Raw genomic sequence first — 15,951 nt, forward strand, 5'->3', positions numbered from 1 at the left:
CGCGCCCGAGCGCAAGCGGTCAGAGCGTGTCGAGCCCGGCCTCGGCCATCAGCGCCTCGGCCTCCTGCTCCAACAGCCGCTCGCGCCCGGCGCCCATCACCGGCACCTTGCCCACCTCGAGCAGCATCGGCGCCGCCAGCGGCGTCACCCGGTCGAGGCGGTGCAGGTCGATCCGTCCCTGCACCCGTTCGGCCATTTCGCGGATGCGGGCGAAATCCACCAGGCCCCGCATTGCCTCGGCCCGGGTGATCCGCATCAACAGGTGATCGGGGTCGTACTTCAGCAGCGTGTCATAGAGGATGTCGCTGGAAAACGTCGCCTGCCGCCCGCTCTTCTTGCCGCCGGGCATGTTGCGGTTGATCAGCATGGCGATGGTGGCGCTGGCGCGAAAGGTCCGCTTCATCACCGCATTGCCCGCCAGCCAACCGTCCAGCCCGGCCTCCAGCGCCTCGATGTCAAACAGCGGCGCCGGGTCGGTCAGCGGCTTCAGCCCCCAGATCAGCGTCGCGTAATCCGTGGCGACAAAGCCCAGCGGATCGAGCCGCAGCTCCTCCATCCGCTTGGTCACCAAGAGCCCCAGGGTCTGCTGCGCATTGCGCCCGGCAAACCCGTAGATGCAGGCGTGTTCGCGCCCGTCATGCGGAAAGCTCTCGATCAGCAGCCGCCCGACCTCGGGCAACTGGCTGACGCGGCGGTGCAGGTGCAGCCAGTCGCGGGTGTGGTCTGGCAGATAGGGCCAGTCGCGCGCCTGCAGCATGTCGAGGATGCGCTGGCTGAGCTGGGTCGAGGTGGCGAACTTGGTGCCGCCGAAGGTGGCGATCTTGGGCTTCTTCGCCGCGTCGCGGGTCACCTCGACCACCGTCTCGCGCAGCCCGTCATAGCGCACGATCTGGCCGCCGATCAGAAAGGTATCGCCCGGCGTCAGCGTCGCGGCAAAGCCCTCCTCGATCTCGCCCAGCGGCTTGCCGCCCCGGCCCTTGAACCGAACCTTCAAGAGATCGGTGTCCTGAATGGTGCCGATGTTCATCCTTATGATCCGCGCAGACCGCGGATCGCGCAGCTGCCAGAGCCCGTCGTCGCGCTGCTTGAGCCGCTGCCACTGGTCATAGGCGCGCAGCGCATAACCGCCGGTGGCGCAGAATTCGAGGCAATCGTCGAATTGCGCCCGCGTCAGCCCGGCATAAGGCCCGGCGGTCTTCATTTCGGCATACAGCGCGGCTGCGTCGAACGGCGCCGAACAGGCGGCGATCAGGATGTGCTGGCAGAGCACGTCGAGCGGCCCGGGGCCGCGGGGATCGCCATCCAGAGCATGGGCGCGGGCGGCCTGCAGCGCCGCATGGCATTCGACCACCTCGAAGCGGTTGGCCGGCACAAGCCGCGCCTTCGACGGCGCATTGTAGCGGTGGTTGGCCCGGCCGATGCGCTGGATCAGCCGCTTGACGTTCTTCGGCGCACCGACCTGGATCACCAGGTCGACATCGCCCCAGTCGATCCCCAGATCGAGAGAGCCGGTGCAGACAATCGCCCGCAGCTCGCCCCTGACCATCGCCGCCTCGACCCGCTCGCGCTGCACCCGGTCAAGGCTGCCGTGGTGGATGCCGATCGGCAGGCTGTCGTCATTGGCCAGCCACAGATTGTGAAAGAAGATCTCGGCCTGGGCGCGGGTGTTGTGAAAGATCAGCGTGGTGCGGTGCGCCTTGACCGCCGCCATCACCTGCGGAATGGCATAGGTCGCGCCACCGCCGGCCCAGGGCGGTGCATCCGGCAGCTCGAGCATGGCGATGTCGGGGTCTGGCCCCGGATCGGCCTCGACGATGGCGCAAGGATCCGGGTGCCGCGCCAGCAGCCGGGCAATCGCCTCAGGGTCCTCCACCGTCGCGGACAGCCCGACCCGCCGCAGCCCCGGGCAGAGCACTTGCAACCGCGCCAGCGCCAGCATCAGCTGGTCGCCGCGTTTGCTTTCGGTCAGGGCATGGATCTCGTCGACGATCACCCGCTGCAAGCCCCTGAATATCCGCGGGGCATCCTCGTAGGAGCACATCAGCGCCAGGCTTTCCGGCGTGGTCATCAGGATATGTGGCGGATCGGCGCGCTGTCGCCGCTTCTGGGTATAAGACGTGTCGCCGGTGCGGTCCTCGATGCGGATCGGCAGGCCCATCTCCGCCACGGGCCCGGTCAGGTTGCGCTTGATATCCGCCGCCAGCGCCTTGAGCGGCGAGACGTAGAGCGTATGCAGACCCGTGTGCCCGCCCTCGGCCAGCTCGGAGAGCGTGGGCAGAAACCCCGCCATGGTCTTGCCGCCCCCGGTGGGCGCGATCAGCAGCACCGCAGGCTCGGCCCGCCGGTCCACCATCGCCTGCTGGTGCGGGTGCACCTGCCAGCCGCGGGCGGAAAACCAATCGGTGATGACGGGGGGCAGGGCGCTCATTCCCCAAACCTAGTGCGCCCGGCCGGATATCAAAACCCGATCCAGGTCTTCTTCTGTTCGAAAATACCCTCGGGGGAGTCCGCCCTGGCGGACGGGGGCAGAGCCCCCAAATCCGCCGCCGGTCTCACTTCACGATCTTCTCGTCCTTGACGAACATGTTGGCCCAGGCGCGGTCGACATATTCCGGCGTCATCCGGGGCGAGACCCCCTCGAAGGCACAGATCGACAGGATCTGGTCGATCAGGAACACCGGCTGATAGTTGGCATAGACGTTGTCGATGGTGGGATATTTCTTCTGCAGCAGGTGGATCAGGCTGGCCTCGTCCAGCGGCAGCTTCTTCTTCTTCGCCACCAGCGCAAAGATCTTCAGGAAATCCTTCTGTCCCGGCCCGTCGATCTTGATCTTGAAGAAGATCCGCCGCAACGCCGCCTGGTCGAAGATCTCGTTCGGGTGGAAGTTGGTCGAGAACACCACCAGCGTGTCGAACGGCACCTCGAACTTCTCGCCCGATTGCAGGGCAAGGATGTCGCGGCTCTCCTCGAGCGGCACGATCCAGCGGTTGACCAGCGACTGCGGCGGCTCTTCCTGGCGGCCAAGGTCGTCGACGATGAAGATGCCGCCCGAGGACTTGAGCTGCAGCGGCGCCTGGTAGGTCCGCGCTGTCGGGTTGTAGACCAGGTCGAGCATCTTCAGCGAGAGCTCGCCGCCGGTCACCACGGTGGGGCGCTCGCAACGCACGTAGCGGGTGTCATAGCGGTTGGACGCGCGGCGCAGCTGGTTCGGGTCGTCTTCCTGCTCCTCGGCGGCGGAATGCACGATCGGGTCGTAGACTGTGATCACCTGGCCGGCATATTCGATCGCGCGCGGGACATAGATCTTGTCGCCCATCGCCTTGCGGATACCGTTGGAGATCGAGGATTTGCCGTTGCCCGGCGGGCCGTACATCAGGATCGAGCGACCGGCCGAGACCGCCGGGCCCAGCTGGTCCATCAGCGTGTCGGGCAGGATCAGCTCGCCCATGGCGGCGGTCAGCTGATCGCGGGTGATCTGGATGTTGCGGATCGACTGGCGCTTGACCTGCTCCTGGTAGACCGCCAGCGGCACCGGCATGGCGCCATAATATTCCGACTGCGCCAGCGCATCGAGCGCCCGCGCCTTGCCGGCATCGGTCAGCTCGTAGCCCATCTCGTTGCCGGAATTGGCGTTCAGCGTGCCGGTGGCCTGCAGCAGCTTCTGCGTGCGCGCCATGTCGACCAGCTCCTGCGTGACCGGGATCGGCAGGCAGACATTGCGGGCGATCTCGGTCACCACGTCGAGGTTCGAGCGGAACATCGTCTTGAGCAGGATGTCCCGCATCATCACGACGGGCAGGGCCATCTCCTCGATCCGCTTGGGCGCGGGCGGGGCGGTGACGTTTCCGACGGCCATGTTCATCGCGGGATCCTCTCTCACATTGGGGCCATGGTGGCGGCGAGGGGTTCATAAATGGTGAAGCGTGCCATCCCTCAGCTCCCGAACACCGCGCCAAGCGCGAGATAGAGCGTGAGCGTGCCGCCAAGCGCCAGGCCCATGGGAAAATCGCTGCCGGTGTCCCAGCTTTCCCAGGCCGGCGCCATGCGGCGCAGCGGGGTGTATTTGGCCAGACGATGCGCGGCAAAGGCGCCCAGCAGGGTCGCCGCCAGCAGCATCATCAGGAAAACGAAATCGCCGGGGTGGATGAAGGGCGCGGCGGCGGCGGCGAACTTGGCGTCGCCGGCACCCACCAGACCGGTGGCATTCATCACGATGCCCAGTAGCAGCACGATGACCAGCTGCACCAGCCGCCAGGGATACTCCGCCAGGGGCAGGGCGATCAGCCCCACCACCAGGAACACCGCGGTCAGCGCCAGAACGGCCTTGTTGGGGATCTTCATCATCCGCATGTCCGACCAGCAGACATAGATGCACACAGGCACCGCGAAGGGCAGAAACCAGAGGGCTGACCAGGCGGTGACATGCAGGTTCATCGCTCAGTTCGCCGTGTTGTTTTCCAGCGCACCCAACGAGCGGACCGCCGCCTCGAAGTATTGCGGGTGGGTTTCGATGGCGTCGCGGAACAGGCCCTTGCCGGTCTCGACATCGCCGCGTTTCACCGCCGACAGGCCCAGCGTGTAAAGCAGCTCGGCGCGCTCCTGCTGGCTCATCGGCACCACGGGCAGGGTGTAGTTGCCCTGCGCGCCGCGGGCCAGAACCAGGTTGTTCTTGGCGGTAAAGAGCGAGGTGTCCTGGCGGATCGCCTGGACAAACAGCCGCTCGGCACCGGGGTAATCGCCACGGCTGAGCTTGGAATAGCCCCAGTTGTTCATCACGCCCGAGGGCGTCGTGGTCAGGCCGACGGCGGTCTCGTAGAAGCTGTCGGCGCGTTTCCATTCCTTGTTGCTGTCGGCGATCATCGCCTCGAGCCGGTAGCGCTTGAATGTCTCATGCGTCGGCGGCACGCTGTCGAGCACCTCTTCGGCGGCCTTCCACTGGTTGTCGCGGATCAGCGCGTCGGCCAGCTGCACCTTGTCGTCGGGGGTGCTGTCTTCGTGCTTGAGGATCTTCTTCCAGACCGAGACCGCCTCGGTCGGGCGCTTGGCGCGGATCAGCGACTCGGCCAGGCCGCGCTGCAGGTCGAGACGGTCGGGCTGACCGGCGACGGCGCGCTGGAAATAGCTCACCGCCTCGTTCGGATCGGAATTCGTCAGCATCACCTCGTTGAGGTTGCTTTCGTCGATCACGTTGATGTCTTGCAGCTTGCGATCGACGGCATCCTTGTCGATCTCTTTCTCACAGGCGGCCAGCGCCAGCACGGCGACCAGACCGGCGAACACAAATGTGGGGTGGCGCATTTTGCGTCCTTTTCTGCTCTTGCCTCTAAAGTGCGGTTCGGATCAGGTAATCTGAGCTGCCCCGCCGCACCAATTTATAGTCTTGTTCTTGCTCGATACCGTACTGGATATTGTCCAGTTTTGCGAGGGCTAACCGCAGGTTGTCCCGGATCGCATCGTCCTGTCCGTTGTCCAGCGCATAGGCCTTGCGAAAGACCTGGGCGGCCTCGGCATGCTTGCCACGCTCCATCAGAACGACGCCCAGGTTGTTCCAGACCTCGGGCCAGCTCTCTTCCTTCTTCACCGCGCGGCGCAGCAGGGTCTCGGACTGGCCAAGCCGCCCCAGCGCCAGGTTGGCGGTGCCCAGCGCCGAGAGCACCTCGGCATCGCCGATGCCCCGCTCCAGCGCGGCGCGGTTGAAGGCGGTGAGCGCCAGTTCGTATTCCTTGGCGGCCAGCAACCTGTGCCCCACGAGAAGCTGGTCGACCGCATCGGCGCGGCGATTGACCTGCGGCGCGTAGGGAGAGTCGCTGTCACGCGAAAAACCGCCCTGCGAGCAGGCGGTTGTCAGGAGGATCACGGCCAGAAGGCCGGCTGTTCTGGAAAGGGCCACCGTCTTTCCTGCTTGTTGTTGACTGCCTCGGTTCGTGCCGGTGTCTCACCCTGGGGGCGGCCCGGCTTGGCATGAAGCCTAACCCAGGGGCCGCGCCGGTGGGGACAGGTTTGTTGCCCTGAGGCGCAGAAACCGTGGCCACGTTGCGATTTTGCCGATGGCGCCGAAGGAAACCCCCGGCGCCCGTAGGGTGGGTTTGCAACCCACCGCACCCTCAGCCGGCCAGCGAGCCCAGCTTCATGATGCCCATGGCCGAAGGGCCGACGAGGATGATCAGAAGCGGCGGCACGGTCAGGCCCATGGTCACCAGCGTCATCTTGGTGGGCAGCTGGTTGGCCTTTTCCTCGGCCCGCATCACCCGCTTGTCGCGCATCTCGCCGGCATAGACCCGGAGCGCCTCGGCGATCGAGGTACCGAAGACCTGGGCCTGGATCAGCACCGTGACGAAGGACGAGATGTCCTGAACGCCGCAGCGGTCACCCATGTCGTTGAGCACGGTGGCCTTGTCCTTGCCGGCCTTGATCTCGTGGCTGACGACCTGAAACTCATAGGCAAGCTCTTGATAGGACGACTGGATTTCCTTGGAGACCCGCAGGATCGACTGGTCGAGCGACTGACCGGCCTCGACGCAGACCAGCATCATGTCGAGCGCGTCGGGAAAGCCGTCCTCGATCTCTTCGTGGCGTTTGCCGGCGCGGCGGTTGACCCAGTATTTCGGCAGGAAATACCCGGCGGCACCGGGGCCCAGGATATACATCACCATCTGCTGGGTGGTGGCATTCTCGGGGCCGAGGATCAGGTAGAAATAGGCAAGGCCCAGGCCAAGTGCCAGCACGCCGAGGATCACCTGCGCGGCATGGAACATCCGCACCGCGTCGCGGCCGCGATAGCCGGCCTGCATCAGTTTCTTCTGGATCTCGGAATAGCTTTCCTGGTCCTGCGGCTCGAGGAAGCTGCCGTATTTCTCCAGCTTCTTGTTCGTCGTGCCGCCAGAGCGCAGGGTCTCGCTCTTCATCGTCTTCTGCTGGCGGGTCTGCGCCACCAGCTTGTCCATCGGGTCGGGCCGCTGCCGGAACAGCATGGACACCGCCAGGAGCAGGAGCACCGCGCCAAGACCACCGACGATGATGACCGGGGCCATCGGCCCCAGCATCTCGTAGAACACTCCACCGGGTTCAAACATGATGGTTCCTCACACTTTGATGTTCACGAGCATCCGCATGACGACAAGGTTCGCCGCGAGGAAGCCGAAGACCACGAAACAGGCCGGGATGAAGAAGGGATGATCGATCACTTCGTCATAGTAATGCGGGTCGGTGAGCTGGATGAAGATCAGGCACATGATCGGAAAGCCCGAGAGGAACTTGCCAGACCATTTGGCCTCGGCGGTGATCGCCTTGACCCTGCGGAACAGACGGAAGCGCGCCCGGATCACCTTGGAGAGACCGGCCAGAACCTCGGCGAGGTTGCCGCCCGATTGCTGCTGGATGGTCACCGCGACCGCGAGAAAGCGCAGATCCTGCATGTCGAGCCGGTCCGACATCTCGCGCAGCGCCTCGCCCACGTCGCGGCCATAGGCGGCCTCGTCGGCGATGATGCCCAGTTCCGATGCCAGAGGGTCCTTGACCTCTTTCGACACGATGGTCAGCGCGGAAGAGAAGGGGTGGCCGACGCGCAGGCTGCGCACGATCAGTTCGATGGCGTCGGGCAGCTGCTCTTCGAGCATCGACATTCGCTTGCCGGCCTTGTGGTTGATCCAGGTGTAGACCCCGCCGACGCCCATGGCGACAGCGGCGGCGGCGCGCACGGCCAGCCCCGTCTCGGTGCCCAGCGTCAGGCCGACAAAGGCCAGGAAACAGACCACCACCATGATCAGGATCAGCTGACCGGGGGTGAAGGCAATCGCGGCCTTCTGCGCCTTGGTGGCGAGCAGGGAATAGAGCGGGATCTTGCGCGACTTGACGTGCTGGGTCATCTCCTTGCGGAGCTTTTCCAGCACCTCGTCGCGGCGCACGCCCTTGTCCATCATCTCGAGCCGGCGGTTGACCCGGCTGTTGAGGCTGATCGATTTGCCGAAGACGGTCAGATAGACCCCTTCGACCAGCGCGAGGACGCCGACGAAGATCAATCCGTAGATAATCGGTTCTGCTGAGAGTTCCATGAGATCTATTCCGCGGCGAAGGGTTCAAAGATGGCGGGCGGCAGGTCGTAGCCCCAGAGCTTGAAGCGCTCGGAATAGTGGCTGCGGACGCCGGTGGCGGTGAAATGGCCGATGATCTTGTTGTCGGGCGTGAGACCGACGCGCTGGTAGCGGAAGACCTCCTGCATCGAGATCACCTCGCCTTCCATGCCGGTCACCTCGGTGATCGAGACCATGCGGCGCGAGCCGTCCTGCAGGCGCGAAGCCTGGACGATCAGGTTGACGGCCGAGGCGATCTGCGAGCGCACTGCCTTGATCGGCATCTCGATGCCGGCCATGGCGACCATGTTCTCCAGACGGCTGACACCGTCGCGGGCCGAGTTGGCGTGGATCGTGGTCATCGAGCCGTCGTGGCCGGTGTTCATCGCCTGCAGCATGTCGATGACTTCCTCGCCGCGCGTCTCGCCGACGATGATGCGGTCGGGACGCATCCGCAGGGCGTTGCGCAGACAGTCGCGCTGGCTGACAGCGCCCTTGCCTTCGACATTGGCGGGGCGGCTTTCCATCCGGCCGACGTGGGTCTGCTGCAGCTGGAGTTCCGCGGTGTCCTCGATCGTCAGGATCCGTTCGCTGTCGTCGATGAAGGAGGACAGGGCGTTGAGCGTGGTGGTTTTACCGGAACCGGTCCCGCCCGAGACGATGACGTTCAGCCGGCAGGCGACGGCGGCCTGAAGATAGGCGGCCATCTCCTCGGTGAAGGCGCCGAACTTGACCAGGTCGTCGATCGCCAGCTTCTCTTTCTTGAACTTCCGGATCGAGACGAGCGAGCCGTCGACCGCAATCGGCGGCACCATGGCGTTGAAGCGCGAGCCGTCGGCAAGACGGGCGTCGACGTAAGGGTTGCTCTCGTCGACGCGGCGGCCGACGGCGGAAACGATCTTGTCGATGATCCGCAGCAGGTGCTTTTCATCCTTGAAGGTCACGTCCGACAGGGTGAGCTTGCCGTTGCGCTCGACAAAGACCTGTTGCGGGCCGTTCACCAGAATATCGTTGACCGTGTCGTCCTGCAGCAGCGGCTCGAGCGGGCCGAGGCCCTTGACCTCGTTGTAGAGCTCCTGGATCAGCGTCGCGCGATCCTCGCGGTTCAGCACCACGCCCTTTTCGTTCAGCAGTTCCTGCCCGATGTCGCCGATCTCGGCCTTCAGGTCGGCCTCGGTGGCGTGTTCCAGCGCGCCGAGGTTGAGGTTGTCGAGCAGGGCGCGGTGCAGTTCGAGCTTGAGCTCGCCCATGCGTTCCTTGCGCTTCTGTTCCTTGTCGGTCGCCACCGGGCGCGCGGCCATGGTCTTGACCACCGGGCGGCGCATCGAGACCGGCTTGGCGGGCGCATCATCCCGGGTGGGCAGCTTGGCGACATTGTCGGCCTTGGCGGCGGGCTTGGGGGCGTCGGCTTTGCGGTATTTGGAAAACATCTGCTCTGTCCTCAGGCTGCTTCTGCCGCGTCTGCACCGATTTCGTGCAGCGATTTGGCAAGCTTGGCGATTTCACGGCGCAGCGGGTTCTTGGCGGCGGCGGTGGCCAGCGGCAAGCCGTGGTCACAGGCCTGCACCACGGGTTTGCCGCCGTCGGGGAATTGAACGTCGATCGAGATGCCCAGGCTCTCGGCCATGCGCTTGACCCGGCTCTTGCCGGTCAGGTCGGTGAATTTCGGCGCGCGGTTGAGCAGGAACCGCAGCTTCTCGAAGGGAAGATCCTCCGATTGCAGCGCCCGCTTCAGCCGCAGGGCGTTCTGCGCCGAGCGCATGTCGATCTCGAGGATCGAGAAGTAGACATGCGCCATGTTGAGCACTGTCTCGGACCATTGCACCAGCGTCTTGGGCATGTCGACGATGACATAGTCGAAATGCGCGCAGGCGGTCGAGAGCAGCTTTTCCACGTCCTGCGGCGGCAGCAGGTCGAGCGGCAGCATGTCGGCCGGCGCGGTCAGAACCTGCATCTTGTCTTCATAGTCCATCAGCGCCTGGCTGAAGCTGTCCTCGTCCATGTTCTCGATGTCCGACAGCAGCTCGTAGACCGATTCGCGGCGCGGCAGGTCGAGGTAGGTCGCAACCGAGCCGAACTGCAGGTCGAGGTCGATCAGGCAGACCTTGGGCGCATCCTGCTTGGAGATGGTGGCCAGTTCCCAGGCGAGGTTGGTGGCAAAGGTCGTGGACCCGACACCGCCGACAAGGCCGTGCACGGCGATCAGCACGCCGTTGCGCGATTCGCCTTTCTTCAGCTTGACCTTCTTCTGCTCGGGGGCGGCGGGCGCTTCGGCCTCGTCCTCGATCTCGGCCAGGGCCACCGCGGCGGCCTGTTCCTGCGGGGCAGGGGCGGCGGCTCGGATCCGGTCGATGGCAAACTGCAGCTCGGTCTCGGGCAGCGGGTAGGGGACAAACTCATCGGCGCCCTTGCGCATCAGGTGATGCAGTGCGGCAGGCGAGACATCCTCGGTGATCAGGATCACCTTGATGTCGCGCGCCTTGGCGGCGGTGATGATCTCGGCCAGCACCGGCAGGTCGGCCTCGTCCTCGGCATCCAGCGCAATGGCGATGAATTCCAGCGAAGAGGCGTCTTCCTGGGCGAAGAAGGGGATCGCCTCTTCGAAGCCGAGGTCGCCCCATTGTTCGCCAAGGGCGTTTTCCATGTCTTCGATCAGGAGCTCGAATTCCTGCACATTCCGGCTGATAGTGCAGGCGACGATGGGGGGAATGTCCATCTCAAGCGCTGTTTCGTCAGTCATGGCCTCATATCCTTTACCAAGCTCTACACGCCCTCTGTCCTTGCCGTCCGCGAGCGCACCATGTGCCCGGTGCCGCGGCGAGGATCTGGGGCCGTCCCGCGGGTTGATGGTCCCGCGTGGCACATTTCACTGGGTCGAAGGTGCTGGAAAATTCGGGCGAGATTGCGGCCAAAAGATCGTTATTTCGCGAATTCGGGCCAATCGGTCGGGATCACGTCGGATTGTTTATCCGGTCCAAAAACAAAAAGGAGGCGGAACTTCCGCCTCCTTTTGTCTGCCATTTTACGAGGTAGTCTAGTTGGCAGAGCTGTCTCCGGTATCCGCCTGGGTGCCGGTCGACACGCCGGTCGAGAAGGTCGAGCCGGGTTCGCCGGAGGTCAGGTACTCGCGGTAGACGACGGCGGCGTAATTGCCGTCGAGCAGCATCGGATGGCCCGCCACGAAGCCCGTGACCTCGGTCACCGTGCGGCGGTTGCGGCGCTCGCGGCCCTCGGTCACGATCAGCGGCTGGGTCTCGCCAAAGCTCACCACCGCTTCGAGGCGCGAGCGCGAGATGCCTTGCGACACCAGGAAATTCACCACCGCATCGGCGCGGCGCTGGCCGAGCTGCCGGTTGTAGCCATTCGAGCCGACCTTGTCGGTATGGCCATAGACCCGGAAGCGCACTTCGGGGAAGCGGCGGATCCAGGCGGCCTGTTCGCGCAGCGTGTCACGCGCACCGGCGTCCAGGGCGGCCGAGTTGAAGGCAAAGTTGACCGTGGTCAGCACCTCGTCGGCGAACCGCTGGGCCATGTTGTAGACCCACTGCTTCTCGCCGGTCTGATAGGCCTGGTTGTTCATCGTGGCGGTGCCGAAATTGCCGGTATCGATCAGCGCGCCGGATTCTCGGTAGAAAGAGCTTTGAACCGGACCCTTGTGCGGGGAGCATCCGGCAAGGATGCCCAGGGCGGCGACCGAAGCCACAAGATATGTCAAGCGCGGCTGCTGCATCCGATCAATCCATCACATAGCCATAGGACCCGGAGAAGTCCTGCTTCGCAACCTCGGCAACGGGTCCTTTTTTGTATGCCGTGTCGCTGGCCACCCGGCCATACAGGAAGAGGTCTTTTTCGGACGGCGGCCGCACCTTGTCGGTGGGCAGGGCCAGCGCTTCGCCACGGGTGGGGGTCACCAGGTGCGGCGTCACGATGATCACCAGTTCCGATTGTTCGCGGCTGTATTCAGCCGAACGGAAGAGCGCGCCCAGCACCGGCACGTCGCCCAGCCAGGGCACCTGGCCGTTGAGATCGCGGAAGTCGTCCTTCAGCAGGCCGGCGATGGCAAAGCTCTCGCCGTCGCGCATCTCGACCGTGGTGGTCGCTTCGCGGCGGGTGAAGGCGTCGATCTGGAAATCGTTGCTGACAAAGCCGTTGGTCGGGTCGATCGCCGAGACCGCGGTCTTGAGCTCGAGGTTGATGATGTCGTTGTCGACAACCCGCGGGGTAAAGCTGAGCTCGATGCCGAAGGGCTTGAACTCGATGCGGATCAGGTCGGCTTCGGCCGAGACCGGCACCGGATATTCGCCACCGGCAAGGAAGGTCGCCTCCTGGCCCGACAGGGCGGTCAGGTTGGGCTCGGCCAGCATGCGGACCATGCCCTTGCTCTCCAGCGCTTCCAGCAGCAGGGCCACTTCGACCGCGCCGAGGTTGAAACCGATGGAAGAGGACATCTCGTTCTGGGTCGACCCGGGGATCACGCCGTTCAGGATGCCCTGAAGCGCCGAGTTCCGCGCCGCCTGGCCCGCGCCGAAGCGCACGCCGACATTGTTGTTGGCGACATTGCCGCCCAGTGCCAGCGACGAGGCCAGCGATTTCGACACGTTGCGCGACATCTCGGCAAAGCGGACCTTGAGCATGACCTGCTGGACGCCACCGACGCTCATCAGGTTGGACACGCGGTCGGGGGCATAGCGCTCGGCCAGGTCCAGCGCCCGCATCATCTTCTGAGTCGAAGAGGCGACACCGGACAGGACGATCCCGTCATCGGCGCTGCGCACCTCGATCTTTTCGCCCGGCATGATCTGGCGCAGGCGTTCCTTGAATTCGGTCAGGTCGAAGGTGACATGCACGTCGACATTGGTAATGAGCCGGCCCGAGGCATCGAGCAGGGTTAGCGTCGTGGTGCCGGTGCCCTTGCCCAGCACGTAGATGGTGCGATCCGAGAGCGAGGAAATGTCTGCGATGGCGGGGTTGGCGATGGAGAGCTCGGCAAAGGGCACATCGCTTTCGACCACGACCGCCCGGTTGATCGGCACCGAGAGCTTGGACGAGGTGCCCTGGCGTACGACGCGCAGGGTCTCGGCCTGTGCGCTGGGCGCAAATGGTCCACTTGCCAGAGCGGCACCCACAAGGGCGGCTCCGAGTAACATCTTCACTGTCATCTGTGACCTGCCTTTCCGATCACGCCTCAAATCGCAGGTCTTGATGCCTGCATTTGAGCGTACCTTGCGGGAACATTGGATTTTTTGCAAGAATCAATGGCTTCCGACCCGGTTTTTATGTGGGTATCTCGCAACAGGTAGAGAAAAATCAAAACGCCGCATCACAGGATGCGGCGTTTTGGGCTTTTTGACATACCGGATCTAGCGGGTGTCAGTTGGTGCAGGGAATGGCGATCTCGACCATCTCGGCGCCCTTGCGGGTGCGGATGGTGCAGACCTGTGCCTTCTCCACTTCGACGATCTTCTCGGCGACCGGGGCCTCGAGCCCCAGAAGGCTCATCTGGTCGACCTCGACCGGACCCACCACGCTGGTGTCGCCGGAACCGACAAGCGCTAGGGACAGTCGACCGGTCGATTGCGCCTGAGCCAGGGCCGCGACCTGCTGCGGCTTGGCCGAGACGGTCACCGTGCGGGCAATCGTGTTGGCGGTCTTGTCGCCATAGGCCGACTGGTCGACAGCGATCAGCTTGACGCCGGTCTCGATCAGCTTGGTTACATCGGTCGAATTGCGCCCGCCTTCCTCGCCATAAGAGGCGACACGACCGGTCCAGTAGACATCCACGCGGTCACCGGGGCGCAGGAAACCCGAGACACCCGAGGCCACGTCGACCTTGATCGCAAAGGCCCGCTGGCCACGATCAAGCCGCGAGGTGATGCCGGCGTCCTGGCCGGGCTCGGTCACCTTGGTGGCGAGGATGGCCTCGCCTTTCTCGATGGCGCGAAGGACATAGCGCTCTTCGCCGTTCTCGGGAAAGAGATCGCGGATCTCGGTGATCTTCATGCCGTCGCGGCGCGGGTGCACGCCCGGTTGCGGGTTTTCCCGCAGCTTGTCCTGGGTGGCTTCGTCGAGCTCGTCCCACGGCTTGTGATAAGGCGCGGCGCCGCCGGCCTGAAGAAAGGTGCCTTCCGGCACCGAGGCGCGCGGGAACTTGACGACGCGCACGGCGTCCTTTTCCAGCTTGTCGCCGTAATTCATTCGCTTGGTCGCGACATAGACGTCGACCGTCGCGATTCCTTCCGAGTTCTTGGCCTTGGCCAGAGCCACGCGATAGGAATTCACATAGCCGTTGGCCAGGTAAACCGCGAAGCCGGCCAGCGCGATGCCGAGAATCAGCACCATTCCGAATACCACTCGCATTGTCCTGCCCTTTCTTTGAAACTGCTCCGACTATCCTGCCGGATGAATGTGGTAAAACTATGCCCCCAAGCGGGCCCTCACGGGGCGCGGGGGCCTCGGCCCTGTCACCTTGGCGGTCTGGGGCGGTCTGGGGGAGGGTTTACCGGGCCTTCTGGCGGCCGGGGTCGGCCACGCCTCGGGCCAGCGCGCCCCGCCATCGGGTCGGCCGAGGCCTGCCTGGGCCGGGGGTGTCGCGTGGCAGCTGGCCACGTGCGAGAGCCGGCCCTTGCTTCGGGCCGGCCGTCTCGCCTGTTGCGGTGAGCCTGTCAGGCTCTAGAAATCGTTCTGGCCACCGATCGCTCCGCCGATCGCGGAGGACAATGTGTTGGTGTTGCTCTCGATCGTGACATAGGCCACCGAGGCAAGCCCGACGATCGCGGCGGTCAAAACGACCCAGTCAACGGTCACAGCACCGTCGTCAGATATGTAAAACTGTTTGAGAAGCCTCTTCATAGCCGTCTCTCCTAACAAATGATACCCCCAGGGACACCGTCGGGATCGTCGGACTGATCGCGTCGGGATCATGCGGATCCGGGCTTTCGGGGATGCGCCGGGTCATGCTGTCTTGGTCGTGTCGATATCTGGCAGCTACGCGTCCGGAAGCAGGCAACCGCCCCGAGGGCGGCGTGTGCCGGACGGCGAGGTTGGTCTGACAGGTACCCAAGCGCGAATTCTGGGTACCTGTCGCCAGTCAGTCATAAGACCGATCAGAAGTCGTTCTGGCCGCCGATTGCGCCGGCAGTGGCGTTGAACAGCGTGGTGGCGTTGGTTTCGATCGCGCCGTAGGCTGCGATGGCCAGGCCGACGATGGCTGCGGTCAGAACGACCCAGTCAACAGTAACGGCGCCGTCTTCGTCTTTGCGGAAGTTTTTGATGAACTTGATCATGGGGTCTCTCCAGGTTGGCCCTCGGGCCGGGGATGTTGGGGGAGGGCCTTGCCGCGGCAAGCGCCCCTCAGGTCAGACGATCATGCGGATCAGAAGTCGTTCTGGCCGCCGATTGCGCCGGCAGTGGCGTTGAACAGCGTGGTGGCGTTGGTTTCGATCGCGCCGTAGGCTGCGATGGCGAGCCCGACGATGGCTGCGGTCAGGACAACCCAGTCAACAGTGACAGCGCCGTCTTCGTCTTTGCGGAAGTTTTTGATGAACTTGATCATTGGTTTGGTCTCCGTAGGTCGATTTGCGTTTCTCTAACCTTGTCGGGGGTCTCAGAACTGCCTCTCACCTCAGGTCTGTCCGACTTGGTATGACGCTAATAAGCCAGCGGAATGGGGCGGCAGTTGGGCAGCAATGGCGCGTTTTGCAGCCACCCGGGTAAGGATTGTGATTTTTTCGTCAAGCCGCTGAAATTTCTTGGAAATAAAACTTGAGGAAAATCTTTCGGGGCAGGGGCGGCCGATTTCCGGATGGCAAATATGGCGCGTCTGCCCTTTTTCGCGCCGACAAAACTGGCTTTGACCGGGGTTATTTGCGAAATTCGCGACAA

The 15,951-nt window shown here is 64.1% G+C and carries 15 protein-coding genes; all 15 read right to left on the bottom strand.

All coding sequences use genetic code 11. The features are described 5' to 3' along the window. Positions 1 to 19: 19 nt before the first annotated feature. Positions 20 to 2,428 (bottom strand): ligase-associated DNA damage response DEXH box helicase, encoded by a 2,409-nt coding sequence (locus tag ACN0SE_RS02880; protein WP_417522976.1) that lies wholly within the window; start codon positions 2,426 to 2,428, stop codon positions 20 to 22. A gap of 124 nt (positions 2,429 to 2,552) precedes the next feature. After that, entirely contained in the window at positions 2,553 to 3,863 is a 1,311-nt protein-coding gene (locus ACN0SE_RS02885; RefSeq protein ID WP_417522977.1) for an ATPase, read from the bottom strand. Positions 3,864 to 3,934: 71 nt separating this feature from the next. Further along, the gene (locus tag ACN0SE_RS02890) at positions 3,935 to 4,435 is read right to left on the bottom strand and encodes a prepilin peptidase (RefSeq protein WP_417522978.1); all 501 of its coding nucleotides are present in this window, start codon (positions 4,433 to 4,435) and stop codon (positions 3,935 to 3,937) included. Between the two features lie 3 nt (positions 4,436 to 4,438). Next, complete coding sequence (locus tag ACN0SE_RS02895) at positions 4,439 to 5,299, bottom strand: tetratricopeptide repeat protein (protein WP_417522979.1); 861 nt, start codon at positions 5,297 to 5,299, stop codon at positions 4,439 to 4,441. Positions 5,300 to 5,324: 25 nt separating this feature from the next. Beyond that, positions 5,325 to 5,864, bottom strand: a complete 540-nt coding sequence (locus ACN0SE_RS02900; RefSeq protein WP_417523252.1) for a tetratricopeptide repeat protein — start codon at positions 5,862 to 5,864, stop codon at positions 5,325 to 5,327. 241 nt (positions 5,865 to 6,105) lie between these two features. Further along, complete coding sequence (locus tag ACN0SE_RS02905; protein ID WP_417522980.1) at positions 6,106 to 7,074, bottom strand: type II secretion system F family protein; 969 nt, start codon at positions 7,072 to 7,074, stop codon at positions 6,106 to 6,108. A 9-nt stretch (positions 7,075 to 7,083) separates the two neighbouring features. After that, positions 7,084 to 8,052: a type II secretion system F family protein gene (locus ACN0SE_RS02910; RefSeq protein WP_417522981.1), complete on the bottom strand. Its 969-nt coding sequence runs from the start codon at positions 8,050 to 8,052 to the stop codon at positions 7,084 to 7,086. A 5-nt stretch (positions 8,053 to 8,057) separates the two neighbouring features. Further along, positions 8,058 to 9,500, bottom strand: coding sequence for a CpaF family protein (locus ACN0SE_RS02915; protein ID WP_417522982.1), 1,443 nt, complete (start codon positions 9,498 to 9,500; stop codon positions 8,058 to 8,060). 11 nt (positions 9,501 to 9,511) lie between these two features. Then, on the bottom strand, positions 9,512 to 10,810 hold the full coding sequence (locus tag ACN0SE_RS02920; RefSeq protein WP_417522983.1) for an AAA family ATPase: 1,299 nt from the start codon (positions 10,808 to 10,810) through the stop codon (positions 9,512 to 9,514). 294 nt (positions 10,811 to 11,104) lie between these two features. Further along, complete coding sequence (locus tag ACN0SE_RS02925; protein WP_417522984.1) at positions 11,105 to 11,800, bottom strand: OmpA family protein; 696 nt, start codon at positions 11,798 to 11,800, stop codon at positions 11,105 to 11,107. A 4-nt stretch (positions 11,801 to 11,804) separates the two neighbouring features. After that, positions 11,805 to 13,217: a type II and III secretion system protein family protein gene (locus ACN0SE_RS02930; RefSeq protein ID WP_417522985.1), complete on the bottom strand. Its 1,413-nt coding sequence runs from the start codon at positions 13,215 to 13,217 to the stop codon at positions 11,805 to 11,807. Positions 13,218 to 13,440: 223 nt separating this feature from the next. Beyond that, positions 13,441 to 14,427, bottom strand: coding sequence for a Flp pilus assembly protein CpaB (cpaB, locus tag ACN0SE_RS02935; RefSeq protein ID WP_417522986.1), 987 nt, complete (start codon positions 14,425 to 14,427; stop codon positions 13,441 to 13,443). 312 nt (positions 14,428 to 14,739) lie between these two features. After that, positions 14,740 to 14,919 carry a Flp family type IVb pilin gene (locus ACN0SE_RS02940; RefSeq protein ID WP_417522987.1) on the bottom strand — a complete coding sequence of 60 codons (180 nt, stop codon included), beginning with the start codon at positions 14,917 to 14,919 and terminating at the stop codon, positions 14,740 to 14,742. A gap of 254 nt (positions 14,920 to 15,173) precedes the next feature. Then, positions 15,174 to 15,353, bottom strand: a complete 180-nt coding sequence (locus ACN0SE_RS02945) for a Flp family type IVb pilin (RefSeq protein WP_048529728.1) — start codon at positions 15,351 to 15,353, stop codon at positions 15,174 to 15,176. Between the two features lie 89 nt (positions 15,354 to 15,442). Then, positions 15,443 to 15,622 carry a Flp family type IVb pilin gene (locus ACN0SE_RS02950; protein ID WP_048529728.1) on the bottom strand — a complete coding sequence of 60 codons (180 nt, stop codon included), beginning with the start codon at positions 15,620 to 15,622 and terminating at the stop codon, positions 15,443 to 15,445. Positions 15,623 to 15,951 lie beyond the last annotated feature (329 nt).

The organism is Marinovum sp. (assembly GCF_048263515.1).
Taxonomy (GTDB): domain Bacteria; phylum Pseudomonadota; class Alphaproteobacteria; order Rhodobacterales; family Rhodobacteraceae; genus Marinovum.

Coding starts and splice junctions, on each gene's coding strand:
- ACN0SE_RS02915 (WP_417522982.1), bottom strand. CDS start 9,500: ATGTTTTCCAAATACCGCAAAGCCGACGCCCCCAAGCCCGCCGCCAAG.
- ACN0SE_RS02920 (WP_417522983.1), bottom strand. CDS start 10,810: ATGACTGACGAAACAGCGCTTGAGATGGACATTCCCCCCATCGTCGCC.
- ACN0SE_RS02885 (WP_417522977.1), bottom strand. CDS start 3,863: ATGAACATGGCCGTCGGAAACGTCACCGCCCCGCCCGCGCCCAAGCGG.
- ACN0SE_RS02950 (WP_048529728.1), bottom strand. CDS start 15,622: ATGATCAAGTTCATCAAAAACTTCCGCAAAGACGAAGACGGCGCTGTC.
- ACN0SE_RS02895 (WP_417522979.1), bottom strand. CDS start 5,299: ATGCGCCACCCCACATTTGTGTTCGCCGGTCTGGTCGCCGTGCTGGCG.
- ACN0SE_RS02940 (WP_417522987.1), bottom strand. CDS start 14,919: ATGAAGAGGCTTCTCAAACAGTTTTACATATCTGACGACGGTGCTGTG.
- ACN0SE_RS02925 (WP_417522984.1), bottom strand. CDS start 11,800: ATGCAGCAGCCGCGCTTGACATATCTTGTGGCTTCGGTCGCCGCCCTG.
- ACN0SE_RS02880 (WP_417522976.1), bottom strand. CDS start 2,428: ATGAGCGCCCTGCCCCCCGTCATCACCGATTGGTTTTCCGCCCGCGGC.
- ACN0SE_RS02905 (WP_417522980.1), bottom strand. CDS start 7,074: ATGTTTGAACCCGGTGGAGTGTTCTACGAGATGCTGGGGCCGATGGCC.
- cpaB (WP_417522986.1), bottom strand. CDS start 14,427: ATGCGAGTGGTATTCGGAATGGTGCTGATTCTCGGCATCGCGCTGGCC.
- ACN0SE_RS02910 (WP_417522981.1), bottom strand. CDS start 8,052: ATGGAACTCTCAGCAGAACCGATTATCTACGGATTGATCTTCGTCGGC.
- ACN0SE_RS02930 (WP_417522985.1), bottom strand. CDS start 13,217: ATGTTACTCGGAGCCGCCCTTGTGGGTGCCGCTCTGGCAAGTGGACCA.
- ACN0SE_RS02945 (WP_048529728.1), bottom strand. CDS start 15,353: ATGATCAAGTTCATCAAAAACTTCCGCAAAGACGAAGACGGCGCCGTT.
- ACN0SE_RS02890 (WP_417522978.1), bottom strand. CDS start 4,435: ATGAACCTGCATGTCACCGCCTGGTCAGCCCTCTGGTTTCTGCCCTTC.